Source organism: Olleya sp. KKT75, from assembly GCF_055635485.1.
The window spans coordinates 3430704-3444729 of record NZ_CM145759.1 but is presented as its reverse complement, the minus strand read 5'-3'; the positions used below and the strand labels follow the sequence as shown (position 1 = coordinate 3444729).

Annotated in this window: 12 protein-coding genes; 6 read left to right on the top strand and 6 right to left on the bottom strand. The window is 34.7% G+C overall.

Annotation, left to right across the window (positions count from 1 at the left end; genetic code table 11):
• The first annotated feature begins 3 nt into the window (after positions 1–3).
• From ACZ2G2_RS15375 to tssD, 4 genes are all read left to right on the top strand, one after another.
• On the top strand, positions 4–816 hold the full coding sequence (locus tag ACZ2G2_RS15375; protein WP_470393164.1) for a M20/M25/M40 family metallo-hydrolase: 813 nt from the start codon (positions 4–6) through the stop codon (positions 814–816).
• Between the two features lie 396 nt (positions 817–1212).
• Positions 1213–1572 (top strand): hypothetical protein, encoded by a 360-nt coding sequence (locus ACZ2G2_RS15370; protein ID WP_470393162.1) that lies wholly within the window; start codon positions 1213–1215, stop codon positions 1570–1572.
• A gap of 158 nt (positions 1573–1730) precedes the next feature.
• Complete coding sequence (locus tag ACZ2G2_RS15365) at positions 1731–2420, top strand: hypothetical protein (RefSeq protein ID WP_470393161.1); 690 nt, start codon at positions 1731–1733, stop codon at positions 2418–2420.
• Positions 2421–2465: 45 nt separating this feature from the next.
• Complete coding sequence (tssD, locus tag ACZ2G2_RS15360; protein WP_090840353.1) at positions 2466–2867, top strand: type VI secretion system tube protein TssD; 402 nt, start codon at positions 2466–2468, stop codon at positions 2865–2867.
• A 202-nt stretch (positions 2868–3069) separates the two neighbouring features.
• Here tssD and ACZ2G2_RS15355 read toward each other — a convergent pair whose 3' ends face one another.
• Positions 3070–3465: a hypothetical protein gene (locus ACZ2G2_RS15355; protein ID WP_090840351.1), complete on the bottom strand. Its 396-nt coding sequence runs from the start codon at positions 3463–3465 to the stop codon at positions 3070–3072.
• A 149-nt stretch (positions 3466–3614) separates the two neighbouring features.
• Here ACZ2G2_RS15355 and ACZ2G2_RS15350 point away from each other — a divergent pair, with 149 nt between their 5' ends.
• Positions 3615–4607: a hypothetical protein gene (locus ACZ2G2_RS15350; RefSeq protein ID WP_470393159.1), complete on the top strand. Its 993-nt coding sequence runs from the start codon at positions 3615–3617 to the stop codon at positions 4605–4607.
• Between the two features lie 64 nt (positions 4608–4671).
• On the opposite strand, the gene ACZ2G2_RS15345 is transcribed toward ACZ2G2_RS15350, so the two are convergent.
• The 5 genes from ACZ2G2_RS15345 to ACZ2G2_RS15325 are packed head-to-tail and all read right to left on the bottom strand — an operon-like array spanning position 4672 to position 12699.
• Entirely contained in the window at positions 4672–5307 is a 636-nt protein-coding gene (locus ACZ2G2_RS15345; protein ID WP_090840346.1) for a response regulator transcription factor, read from the bottom strand.
• Positions 5308–5313: 6 nt separating this feature from the next.
• Positions 5314–7281, bottom strand: a complete 1968-nt coding sequence (locus ACZ2G2_RS15340; RefSeq protein ID WP_470393158.1) for a tetratricopeptide repeat-containing sensor histidine kinase — start codon at positions 7279–7281, stop codon at positions 5314–5316.
• A 28-nt stretch (positions 7282–7309) separates the two neighbouring features.
• Positions 7310–9553, bottom strand: a complete 2244-nt coding sequence (locus ACZ2G2_RS15335) for a tetratricopeptide repeat protein (protein ID WP_470393157.1) — start codon at positions 9551–9553, stop codon at positions 7310–7312.
• Positions 9550–10209 (bottom strand): DUF1266 domain-containing protein, encoded by a 660-nt coding sequence (locus ACZ2G2_RS15330; RefSeq protein WP_470393156.1) that lies wholly within the window; start codon positions 10207–10209, stop codon positions 9550–9552. The genes ACZ2G2_RS15335 and ACZ2G2_RS15330 overlap by 4 nt, the downstream gene beginning before the upstream one ends.
• A 3-nt stretch (positions 10210–10212) precedes the next feature.
• Positions 10213–12699, bottom strand: a complete 2487-nt coding sequence (locus ACZ2G2_RS15325; RefSeq protein ID WP_470393155.1) for a hypothetical protein — start codon at positions 12697–12699, stop codon at positions 10213–10215.
• A gap of 224 nt (positions 12700–12923) precedes the next feature.
• Between ACZ2G2_RS15325 and ACZ2G2_RS15320 the strand changes: the two genes are divergently transcribed.
• Complete coding sequence (locus ACZ2G2_RS15320) at positions 12924–13829, top strand: DUF6892 domain-containing protein (protein WP_470393154.1); 906 nt, start codon at positions 12924–12926, stop codon at positions 13827–13829.
• Positions 13830–14026: the final 197 nt, after the last annotated feature.

Here is a 14026-nt window from a genome sequence, read left to right as displayed (position 1 = left end):
ATTATGAAATTTAAAAAAGATAAGTATTTAGAAGAATTATCTTCATTAGTAGCAAATAATGGTTTTACAAATAATGATAAAGGATTATTAAATAGCCTAAGTTTTTTTAAGGATAAATTATTAGAGTTAAATTTTAGCATTAGACTATTAGGAGGAAGTACTACAAAAACACCTGTGCTATATGCAGTTAGAAAAAGTAAAGTAAAATCTGGTTGCATTGGCTTATATGGTCACTATGATGTAGAACCAACAGATGATTTAAAATGGAAGTCTCCTCCAACTGAGTTAACTTTGAGGGATGATCGATTATTTGGAAGAGGAGTTGGTGATAATTTAGGAATTCTATTATTAAGAATTCATGCTGTTGAAGCATTGGTTAATAGTGGTTTGCCAGAAATTCATTGGCTCATTGAAGGTGAGGAAGAGAAAGGTTCTCCTGTTGCGCATAAAGAGTTTCCGTTGTTAGAAATTCCTAAAATAGATTTATGGCTTGAAGAAACTGGTTTTTTTGATTTAGGTACTTCCCGTCAACGATTTTTAACACTAAATGAAGATTCAAAACTAGTAAAAGCAAAAGATGTTATTTTACCTGCTTTAGCTGAATATGATTTTACAACATATACAGAGAACAGAAGTCTTACTAAGTTTGATGCCTGTCCTTTTTTAACACATATCTTAAAGGATCAACCATATTTAGCTATTGGACCAAATGATGAGTATTCAAAAATTCATGAGCCTAATGAGAGCTTATCTATGCCTTTAATAGAAAAATCATTTGAACAGTTTAAAGAGTTGTTAAAGTATTATGCTAAATAATATTGACTAAGCCTTTCTAAAGTAAAAACCATTTATGATTATAACCCAACGACTAGGAACATACAACATCATAGGAAGCAACCAAGGTTAGGAGGCACAAACCTTGGTTACTTTATTAGAGTTAATCTTAAACTAAAATAATAGAATAAACGCTAAATGTGTCATAAATGATAACCAAGTACAGCAGCAGCAGCTTTAGTTTCAGGGCGTTCTGCAAATGGTTGGACGTTTGGAAAGATAAAAACGGTAAAACGTTAGATGCGTTGAAGCGGAAGTAAACCGTCAACATAAAACACGAATAATACTGTCACTGCGAGGCACGCGGTAGACTCATGAAGCTAAGAAAAACAACAAACAGATTGCTTCGCTACGCTCGCAATGACATAACAAATAAAAATGCAACTAACCCAACTACCAGGAACTTACAACATAACAGGAAGCAATCAAGACCAGGAGGCAGTAACCTATAAAGGCACACTAGAGTTGACATTAGACCAAAACAATAGGATTAATGCCAAGTGGACCATTAACAACAGTCAAGAACAGTTAGGTACCGGGTTTTTTAAGGATAATATTTTGGTTATTAATTTTAATTACATTGGTGATGACGATGTTATTTATAAAGGCGTTGTGGTATATAAATGCATTACTCAAGACCTTTTAGACGGGTTTTGGTCCGAGAAACATGGTAATCCGCTATATCTAGGCCAGGAGCGTTGTTTTAGGCAAGGCGCACAGCAAGAGGTGATTAATTAATTTTTAACCCCATTTATACTAGTTTAAAACCCTACTATTAATACCATGTATTGGATAATGGGCGTTGTTTTTTAACGACTTATAAATATCACTGAAAACCGTTACTAAACTTCATACATAATATATCAATTTTGTGATCTAAGCAAATAGATAGACTTATGGATTATAAAACAATGTTACAATTGCCTGCACTAGATATTAGTGAGGTGGTAACACTACTACAACAGATAGCAGATAAAGAAAGACATCAAGACAAACCTAATATGCCAATGGTAACCATTACCACGCATACTAGCAGCGCGTCTGGTATTTTTGTAAACTATGATAGTACAAAAGGTGTGATTTTGCTATGCGAATTATACGATCGTAAAGCCCAATTACAGTACTTACAATCTAGTAGTATCGCTTCGGTTTCCATTCGTAATATAGAAAGTTATGCTTACCTGTTATCAGACGGAACCATCGCGTTTACGCCACCAGCAGGTAAAATACCAACCATGCTTCAACTTAAAAAAGAAATGAATAGTGTGGCGCTAGACCTAAAAGCAGCCTTAAACAAACAGATTGCTGTAACTTATAGTTATCAGGACACCCCTAACGATAACCAAAAATACTACGCACATAGTGCCATAACCTTACTAAAAGATACGATGGCTAATATAGCAAAGGATAACTTATCCAAAGCAGCGTTTACAGAGTCAGTATCTACAATTCAATTTAATTTAGATACAACAAATGCGGTAAGCTTAGCAGCCGGAACCTTGTCCATAACTTTAGACGTATCTAAAAGTTTAAAAAGTGTAGCGTCTGCGCACCAATTACAAGAACTAATCGAAGCATGTTTGTAGTTAATCCTGCAACATAATAGTATATAATCAATAATAAATTCAACTATGGAAACATCAGATAATAATACCAAAATAGAATTACTAATCAGAAAAGATAACACTACAGAAAAACTATTTGCACTAAGTCAGTGTGATTATAATTTTTCGACACATTACTATCAAGAGGAGCAAGACCGTATGCCTATTGAGGTTAATCTTTCTGGAGGCATAAAAGAGGCTATAGATCCTTTATTTATCCAATGGATATCTAACCAACCAGGAAAGTGGTCTGGTAGTCTTAAAATCTATCATGACAATAGTGACCAACCAACTATTGAGCTTGTCTTTGAAGAGGCTGTAGCAACAGGATGTAGTCAATCGTTTACGGAGTATAACACACAATTAAACGAAGCCTATTTTAATACTATTTTAAAAGGTGTGGTTTATAACAGTATACCATTAAGTTAATAGCTAATTTAGATTGTTAGAATTAGCCTTTAAGCGTGGCTGCTTAAGGGCTTTTTCGTGCGCTAAAGTCAGCGTAATCTTTGCATTATAAGTAGTGTTAATAGTAGCAACAGTACGACTAAAAAAAGCAGAACATAAAAGGCATAAAAAAAAGGAAAACGATAGGGTTTTCCTTTTTTTAATTCTAATACGGTTAGTATGTTTATAACGTGTTTTCTAAGTAATCGCGAATTACTAAATCCGTATAATAGCCACTGTGGTGTCCGCCCCAACACGCTGTTAAACTAAAGACACCAGCGTCTAATGTAAGTGCTTTGTTGTCTTCTGCACCTTCGTTAGGGATACAAAATACTTCAATAGTATTAATCCCTTCCTGCACAGCTTCCTTACCCATAGCATCATTACAAACTTCTTTTAAACCATCTGTAAGACGTTGTAAACACACACTTGGTACAAATTTAATAGAATCGATATCAAACGTATCCCAGTTAATAGTTACAGGAACTGGTTTACCCACGATGTCATTAATTTCTTTTTGGTAATCTGCTAAATATTGATCTTCAATAGATTTTGCTGCTTTTCTTTCTTTTAATCCCATGATACCTATTTTAAGTGTTATTGATAGTTCAAAGGTATTTTAACACCACATAAATAAAACACCTCATTTAAGTGAATGTTAAATCTCACTGAATTCCGTGAGGCACCCACTTTTAAATAGGTCTAATTTTATTGTATAAATAAAGGACTATGAGAATTGCAATTATATTAGGGATTTGTCTGTTGGTTATCGTGCTGCTAGTTGCAAATTTTACGCGACTAGTGGGTGGCATTTCAAAGCAACACGCCACCACTAATTTAGAGGCGTATTTAAAGATTAAGTATCAGGATGAGGTGCGCTATAAATGGTTAAAGCGCTTTTTTAATAGCGGAAACATGGATCCTAATATGTTTACCGTCTTGTTATATAATACGGATACTCCTGAAATCGAATTTTATTGTCATATTAATCTAAAGACCATTTTAGAAGACAATGCTGTAACAAGTGGAGACACGGAACAAAACACGATTAATGCGCCTTATTTGGCAGCCACAAAACGTTACGATACTAGACAAGCCATAAAGCGCCTGTTTAAAACCGAATGCCCCACAATAACATTTAATACTAATACTATTGACTTGACTTTAGAGGCCAATTTAGAGCCGGACGCCTTACAGGAATTAGTAAAACGTTTTATAGTGCGTTTAAATTATTTTTATCAAGATTTGGGCATCTACTCGGATATTGCCATTGTTATAAAAACACCTGAGCATCCCGACGGGTTTCTGGAAGTACCATTGGAGGTGTTTGATAGTAAATGGCATAGCGCCTTTTTTATGTTATCGGAAAAAGCATCAGGTCTAAAAACGGTGGAAACTTTTATTATAAAAAAGGTAAACCAGTATTTAAGGCAGTCACAACCTAACTTTAAAATTTATAACGCACAAAAGATTTTCTTGGATAAAACTACATTGTCAAGAGCTGCTTGGGTGCATTATCTTAGTGATACAACCATTGTTAATGGCGGAAACACCAAATGGCAAAACCCCTTAAAAGGTGTGTATGTAACGTATTTTGATTTTGAAACACATCATATTTATAAAGGCGATTTACTTACGTCTAATTATGATACATTGTCTTACGACGAAACCCTAGTACAATTAAAGGAAGCCCTCCAAACAGAAGGTGTTTTGGCATGGTAATGCAACCCTGTATTTTTGGGCGCGTTTCCAAATGAAGCCAATGCAATTACTTTAAACGTTGTAATTAATCGAATAACCCAGATTCGATTGCATATTTTACAGCACCAGTCGTGGTTTTAGATCCCGTTTTTAGTAAAATGTTTTTGCGATGCGTTTCTACAGTATTAACAGAAATAAATAATTTTCCTGAAATTTCTTTAGAGGTTAACTCTTCAGCTAAAAGCGCTAAGACTTCTTTTTCTCGTGGTGATAGCTCAATGTTTTTATACTTTTTGCGTTCAAAAACGCTTTCCATATAACGCTGTTTTATAATTTCAGAAAAATACTGTTCGTCACCAAGTACTGTTCTAACGGCTTTTTGTAATTCGTCTTTACTAGTAAACTTAGGCACAAAACCATCCGCTCCTTTTTGTATTACTTTATGAACCGTTCTGTGGTTATCAAGCATGCTTAGCATAATAATTTTTACACTGCTGTGTTTTTTCTTGATTTCAGTAAGCAACTCAATACCATCCATTTTTGGCATATTAATATCGCTAATAATTAAACCAATTTCAAATTGATTTAGTAATCTAATCACTTGTTTCCCTTCGGTAGCTAAATGGACTTCACCAATTTCTTCCATATCACTTAATATGGTATTAATGCCCTCTAAAAACATTAAGTGGTCGTCTGCTATAATGATGTTTGTTTTCTTCAAAATGATTTAGTTTATAGGAATATCTATGGTAATTGACGTTCCGTTTCCAGAGCCACTATCTATATCTAAAGTCCCTTGAACTTTTTGTAAGCGCTCTTTAATATTACGGAGTCCTATTCCTTGTTTTTTATTGGTTTTAAACCCTTTTCCATTATCATGCACAACAATGTTTAAATAGGCGTCATGTTTTGTTAATTGGACGTCTGCTTCTGTTGCTTGCGCGTGTTTAATAATGTTGTTTATTAACTCTTGCACAATTCGGTAAGCATCTGCTAATAGGTCTTCTGGTAGCTTGTCAATGTCTTCCTCTGGAAAGATAAAGGTTTGAATGGTTAACGTTGTGTTGTTAGTAATCTGATCTACAAAATCGTTTAAAAAACTAGTAAAGCCTATTTTAGAAAACGATAACGGATGTAATTGATGCGATAAGCTACGGATGTCAAAACAGGCATTGTCTATGGCTTCTCCAATACGTTTGGCCTGAGAGGCATCTTCATGTTTTTCAGAATAATGCTCAAATGCTAATTTTATACCCGCCAAATCACTTCCAATACCATCATGTATGTCACGTGCTAATCTAGCACGCTCTTCGTCTTGACCTTCTTGATAACGCTCAATAACAGATAATTTATGATCTTGAATCATTTGATTAATTTTCTGTTTTGCATTTTCTTCTTGCTGCAGGTTTAATTCCTTTTGTACGCGTAAGCGTTGGATATAAAACAGTCTTAAAATAATTAGAGTAATTAAAACCAATACAAAGCCACCAATAAAAGCATTTCTAACAAAGCGTTGACGTTTTAAAGTCAGTTCTGCTTTTTGTAACTCGGCATCACTTAATTTTTGTTCTTTTTCTAATAATGCAATTCGTGTTTCTTTTAACTGTGTTTCATACCGTTCTTGGATTTTAGCAACGTACTTTTCTTTATCTAGAGAGTTTTGTTCGGCGACAGTCGTTACCCCTTTTTGATAGTATTTTAGAGCATTTTCATAATCGTCTGCTTCTTGATATAACTGTGCTAAGTTTTTATAAATATCAGACTTATAACTTAACAACGATTGTGTTTCGCCTATGGCTAAGGCTTCCTGGAAATAGTTAATAGCGTCCTTGGTACGTCCCAATTTACTGTTACACAAACCTAAATCGTTAAGCACAATAGCAATATCAGAATTAAACTTAAGTGCTTTTAATAAGGTCAACGTCTTTTTTAAAGCGACTATGGCTTCTTCGCAACGTTCTTCTTCCACAAGCATTTGCGAAAGGTTAATGTTTATATACGCTATAACTGCTTTGTTGCCTTCTTTTTCGCGGTAACCAAGCACGGTTTTATAATGCTTTCTAGCGTCGTCAAATTTATCTTGTTCTTTTAAAATATTTGCAAAATTGAATAGGGTAGTCAACACACCATCGTCATTTCCTAACTCGCGATACAAGTTAGCAGCACGATCTAAGTTTTCAGTTGCTTTTGTAAAGTCCTTTTGTAGCACATACAAGGTTGCTATATTTTGATACGCATTGGCCTCTTGCATTTTATTATCATTGGCCTCAGCGAAACTTAAGCACATCATAAAACTATCCATAGCCTTAGGGTATTCGCCTAGGTTTTTATAGCCTAAAGCCAGTATATTGTAACAGGCAGCCAAGCCACTTTCAAGGTTTAGTTTTTTTAATAAAGTAATCGCTTCTGTAGTTTTACTAATGGCACTTTTATAGTCTCCAGAGATGTTTCCTAAATTCCCTAAAGCATAAAGCGCTCTAACCGTTTGAAGATCGATATCTAAACGTTTACTTTCTTTCAACCACTCTTCAGCAGCTTTTTTAGCGACAATAGGATTGGTGTATAGGTTTTTACCATAGACTACGGATAGCGAGTCTATTAATGGGGTATTATTAGAGTTTTGAGCTATTACCACGACATGGAACCCTAAAAATAGGAGTAGCGTGAGTAAGGTCTGTTTTAAGAATCGTGTCATTTATAAAAAAAACGTAAATTTAAGAGGTTTAGACAAAATAAGAGGCGCTTATTGTTGTTTTGATTTGTAATAATGCTTCTTTTTCGACGTCTGTAAGTCCGCATTCTAATCTACTAGCATATTCTAATAAATTATGTCTTAAAAATAAGTCGTTTGTATAATGCTGATCCGCATAGGTTTGTTCTTCTTTTGCTATAAATACACTAGGATTGTCATTGCTTAAATGCAGCGCTGTGTACTTATGAAACGCCGATATATTATCAATACCTTTGGAGCAATCTCTAAAAACGCTAGCAAACATATTATTAAAAGCTCTTGGAAAGGCGTAAAAAGAGGTTTTTGGATAGCTTTGTAATAATTCTGAAAACACCTTGTAGGCTTCTTGATAATTGTCTTTGTCTAATATTATTTGACCGTAGTCATAATCTGTTCTCCAGTTTCGGGCTTCGGGAGTTTCTGTTTTGAAAATTTCACAAAGGATTTCACTTTTATCGTAATTAAACCCTTCGTTAGCACAAGCTATCGCTAATCTTAAGTATAAGGCTTTATTGGTAGCTAAATTGGCAGCTTGTTGTAAAGCATCGGCACCAGCGACTTTGTCTCCTAAGATCCAATAGATTAAACCATTGTTTCTGTAGTCGATAAATGTTGACGGTTCGGTTACCAAGTCGGCTGTAGTCACATCTTCTAAATCATCTGGTTTTTGAAGCGCAAATTCATAAAAACATACCCATTGCAACACAGGATAGAGGTGAGGATATAATTTGCCTTGTTCATGATTATAAATGGCGTAGTTATAACATTCTTCATAATCTTCCTTTTCAAAAAGGGCTTCGACACCACAATTTATAGTTTGGCAATAATCGTTATCACCCGTTTTGTAAAAGCCAACTTCTTTATGTAAATCTTCTAAAAAAGCGTCGTAATTATGGTTTTTTCTATGGTATTCCATACGCATATTATACAACCAAGGCGCGTAGGAATGTGCTGGGTGTGGAAAATCCTCAAGCGCTTCATTTATAACCTCAAGCGCAGCATCGTGTTGTTGTAAATTAACTAAGGCACGAGCTTGAAAAAATAAGGTTTTTAGTGTTGGGGTTTGTCCTTTGTGGAATTGCTTTACAATGTCTAAAATACCTTGCCAGCTTTTAATACGGTTATTAACTTCTAGAAGATAAAATAGATATTCGCTTAAGCGTAACCCATTTTTAAAGGCTTCATGATATGCGGCACCTGTTTGATTATAGTCTTCTTTTGAGTAAAAATATTTAGCTTTTAAGACTAATAATAAGGGGTTTTTAGGGTTTTGTGCTAAACCTTGTGTGACACAAATATTAAAAATGTTGTCATCTCCAGTATGATAATAAGCCGAATTACCAACAAGTAAATAATGGTGTTGTGCCAATTGCCAACCTGAGTTTGCTAAATCTTGCATGTAGACTTTATACTGGTCAAACGTACTAAAATTATCCTCGGGGAATTCTGGTGTTTTTGGCGCTCTTAAAATTTGTGCTACCAAATCATAACGCATAAATGATTGGGCATAATCTGCTAACAAGTAACGTGTGGTTGGTGTTAAATCCAATAGTTTCCATTCCGTTTGCCAACGTTGCGCAATCTCTACAGATTTGCTATTCCAAATAGACAGTTGAATGTGGATTAAGGTTTTACTTTTTGGATCTAAACGTGGATCCATTTCTAATCCTGTTAAGGCGTCTAGATTGTGTGTTGCTGAAGCTAGTGCTAATACGTCGTTATAATGGGCAGCTTCCTCAGAGGTGCATAACTTTAGTAATTGTGCAGTTTGTACGTCATGTAGTAAAAACCGAACTTCGGTTAAGGCAGGATAACATTCTAAAATGTATTCTAAAATTAAAATAGCATCAGCATAACGTTTGTCGTGTTGTAATTTTAAAGCATAATGCAGATGTAAGGTATCGTTATACGGAAAAGCGACTACTGCTTTTTTGTATATAGACGCATCGCATTGGGTGTAGTAACTACAAATCAATTCGTAATCTGAAGCTTCGACTTCACCAATACTTTCTAAAGCTTCTAAATACGATTCCATAACTGGCATATTTACGTCTTCAAAAGCGCAGATGTACAACATGACAATGCGGTAAAACCTTGCGTAATCTGTTTCTTCAAGTTGTTCAAAATGTTCTTGAACTGCAGTAATATGGGACGCTAAATGGGAATATAGATTGGCTGCATACAGTTGTTCTGCACGCGTAATATGTTGTATCAGGTCTTTTCTTGTTATCATCATTTGTTCCATGTTTTAAACCAATCGGCATGTTTTACATAAAGACGTTGATAGTGCTCCCAAAGGGTTTTAGAGCCTGGAAATTTGCTATTGTCTTGCTCTGTGGCACCCAAAACAAATTCGTCTCCCAAACACACATTACGATGGAATGCTCCCCAACTAGAAAAAGTCGATTTAATAGTCTCATTAGCATCTTCCATGCGCAGTAGTAACTCGTCTGTACCTATAAAGCCAACGACTGTTGCTAAGCGCATCAGATAAATGTAGTAGGATAACTCATACCCAATTAGTAGGTGCTCTTTTAAAGTGAAACGGTATTTCCATACCATTTTATAGTTGTGTTTAAGCCTTGGGTGTTCTTGTGCATTATATTTGGCATCAAACGATGTGGTGGTATTCATTCTAAATTCGGCTGCCAATTTAGAAAAAGTATGAGACACCATTTGTCCACTTTGGTAACGTTGTAAGCTATTGCGTAAATGCAAACCCGAGGTAATGCCATTCAGTTTTAAAAGTCTTTTGGCTTGCTTGACTTGCATTTGGTCTTCACTATTAAAACCAGACCAAGTGCTGAGGTCTGCAGTATTATAATTTTTTTTAAGTAGCAAAGCCGATAAATTTAATTGCTCTTGTATTTGTGGTGTTATATCTGCTGTCATTATCTACGTGTTTAAATCGGTTACAACTTGTAATAGAGTCGTTTTTAAAGGATCAGCATAGGCTCCAGAATGTGCAATAGCTTTTAACCCCAAAGCGTAGGACATAGCCATATCGGAACCTTTGGCTAATTGTACAAATAACTGTCTACATAAGTTACCGTAGGTTTCTAATGGTGTTTCTGGTGCTAAATCTGGATCTAGTAATGTCATGTATAATGCTTGTATATATTGGGTTTCTATACCTGAATCATTTTGCGATAACCACGATTTTAAAGCATCTATTTTGGTGTGTAAAACTTGCAAAAGGGTAGTGTCGCAAACGCCTTCCGTTTTATAATGTTCTAAATTGTGTAATACTGTTGTAATGGTTGTTTGGTCTATTGGGATGTCTTTTGTGTCTATTTTTGATAACTGACCATGTTCCCGAAGTATATTAATTTCTGGTGTTGGAGCTTCCTTAAAGTGAAAGCTATAACAACTTTGAATTATAGTACTTAAAGTCGTGTTATTTTTAAATCCAAAGGTTTCATCACAGCTATAATTCTGTAAAAACTGCACTGTATTTTGGTCTAGTTTATCTTTTTTTAATATTTCAAGAACATCAGCTAGATAGGTTTCAATTTGCGAAGCAATCGTGGTGAAAACGCTATTTTGAACTTGTTTTTGCTTGCTTTTTTTATGAAAATGCACAATACGATTAATGGCTTTATTTAAAAAGAAGGTTGTATCATCTTCAAGACTATTAAAATAAAGTCCTGTGCGTAAACCTTGCGTTTTTAACATGTCAGATACCCAAACAGCTTCTGTGGTTAGACTGTAATAATAATCGCCCAAAAAGTTATACCACGCTTGTATGACATTAAGGTGTAATGGCGTTTCTATATTTATATAATGCGATTGCGCAAACGTATTACATTGGTCTATTATAACCCGATCAATATTTTTAAGCGCCCAAATCTCGTTAACACGCGTATAGTTTCCTGATTGGACACACAATGTGCTTAAAATACTAACCAATAATGGTAGATTATTGGTTTTTATAGTGTCTGAAGCTTCTGTTGCAGTGTGCGCTAATGCTAGAGCATAGGTTTGTAAGACCTCACAATCGGCTTCGTTATATAGCGTTAATAAAGTTTCTCTAGCATCATAAAAGGCAAGGACTAAAAACTGATTTAAAGGATTTTCTATTCCTGATGTTTTAAAAGGTTCCAACCACGCTTTTAAATTATGTTGAATCTGAAATACGGTTGTAATTAGAAATTCTCCAGTAATTTGAAAGTCACTATGATCCAACCGTAAAGTTGGTAGCGTATGTTTTGTGTTTGCAATTAGTAATTTATAGAATAGAGCATTATAAGCTTCAGTTTGACTGACAACACCCGTTTTTGGATGACACTTTTCAAACCAAAACGGAATACATTCTGCAGGAAGCGTTGCAGTGTTACTGTTACTTAAAATAGTGTTTCCGTGGTCTTTAAACGCTTCGGTATAAAAATTACTACTACCATCTACTGTTAACCAATCTAGGAATCTTAAATAACATGCATCTACTTGAGATTGTGGGATGTGTGTATCAAGTGTACTAAACACTAAAACATCACCAGAATCCCATGTTTTACTACCTAAAGTCTTAATTAATGGATACAAACCTTCAGTGGTTTTAATGTGTAATAAGGCAGTGCAGTGGTCTTCAACAAATAAAAAGCGTTCTTTAATGGCACGCAATGCAGCTGTGGCAAACTCTAAATTAGTTGCGTAAAATTGCGCTAAATCAAAGCTAAACCAAGTTGCAACTAAATTGTAAGCACCCGGTTTTTGTGGTTTTCCAACTGGAATAATATTGTGGATTTTGGTTATTAATGCTTCCCAATTACCCTCTTGAAAATGATTAATAAAGGACTGCTGTATAGTAAAATAATGTGCTGTATACGTTTGATTTTTATCACAAACGTAGTAAAGTCCGTTTAAAATATCATGTTTTAAACACTGTTGTACCATAAACGCGGAGCTGTTACTGTCTCTAGTATCAAACACAGTATCTATTAAAAATTGCGTGAGCGGAACAGCAGCAGCAGACGGACTGTGTACTAAAAGTTTTATAACATCAAAAACACGAGTTTTAAGCTGTTCTGTAATAGTATTAGAAGTAAATAAGCTTAAGCTGAATTTTAAAAAAGTAACCAACAGTTCGCTACTTTTTTTATCAGGATAATAAGCATTGTCTACCAAAGGAAACCAAGAGGCTACAAATTCTAATCCCTGAGTTTGATCTGCATAAATCTCAGGATGGTAGTATAGTTTTTGAGCCAATGCATTTGTAAAAACAGGGGTTGTTGATTGGTTGGTTAAGCTGTTTTTTGTGCGTGTATAGGTTTCCGTATCTTGATAGTTTAATAATTCTAAAGTGGTCGCTAATGCTTTTGCTTCACTCGGATTTAAAGCATTTGTGTTTATTTTGGCGTCTATTTTTGTTTTAAAAATCACTGACATTATTTGTTGTTCTTTATTAGCAATACCATGGTTTCGGTATCAAAAACGAGTTGAATAATTAGTTTACAACAAAGTTCCAATTAACATTAGGTTTTTTTATCCCTGAAAAGGGTGATTTTTTGTTTTTCAGATAACAAATACCCTTAAATAATTATAATATCACGGAAAACAACGACTAGATTTTATACCGTAGTAAGTATCTTTGTCGTACTTAAAATACAGGTATGATAACATTACGATTAACACCAACTAGTTTTGAAATTAATGCGGTTTCTATAACATTCCCGGTCGCTATAAACAGTTTAAAAGATTGTCTTAAGGCTAATTTTAGACAGACTAACACCAAAAACAACACCTTGTTTACTTGGGACGATTTAGGGATTATAGCTTATTCTGAAAATGGTGAGTTGGTAGATTCTTTGACTTTAGAGTTAGAACCTGAAGCTTACGATTTTAGTCCAAAAAGTATATTTTCTGGAGCGTTTTATTTTAAAGATGAAGACATTTCTAAATATTACAACAGTCACAAAAATGAGCGTGTCGAGTTGTTTGATGGCGATGATGGCGGCGCTTTGGTCTTAAATAATATTAGTGCTTGGTTTGATGTTAATGACGATGCTATAAGTGCTATCGAAATTAGTCCATACCAATCCTATACAAGAGGAGAAGGAATTCCTAAAGATAAATACACTATAAAACCGTTGGATGAAGCAGTGCTCCATTTTACCGATTTTGGATTCAAATTATCTGTTATTGAAACGCTGATGTACGAAAAAGAAGTGTTGTTACCTAAGTTTGATCTTTACGAATTTACGAATTGGTACCAACCACGAAAGATAGATATTGACGCGGAAGGCTATGATCCTATTCCAGAAGCAGAACAGTATTTTAAAGACTTGCCAATACCGTTGCGTTTGGCTTCAGAACTAACTGATATCTATCAAGATGGAGGGAATGATATTTATATGAATCTAGCACCTTTTTCTGGTGGAGCAGTAACGTTTTGGGATATTGAAAGTACTGAGGACGCAAAACAGTTTCCTAATTTAAAAACGGTAACATTATGCTACGCAAAAGAGAAAGCTTATAATGAGTTTATAGAAATGGGAATTAAAACCGAGTGGTTGTAACACCATAAAAATAAAAGAAATACAATGTAAAGCACGCTAATATAGCGTGCTTTTTTGTGTTTTAAAATCTGCTGAATACCCAGAGTCTACAATTGAGTATTTATGGATATCATTAATTTCAGTGATAAAGCGCAGCATCCTAAAATCTAATTTTGTCATGTACAATTAAAACAACAAGATCATGCGATTACAAATTA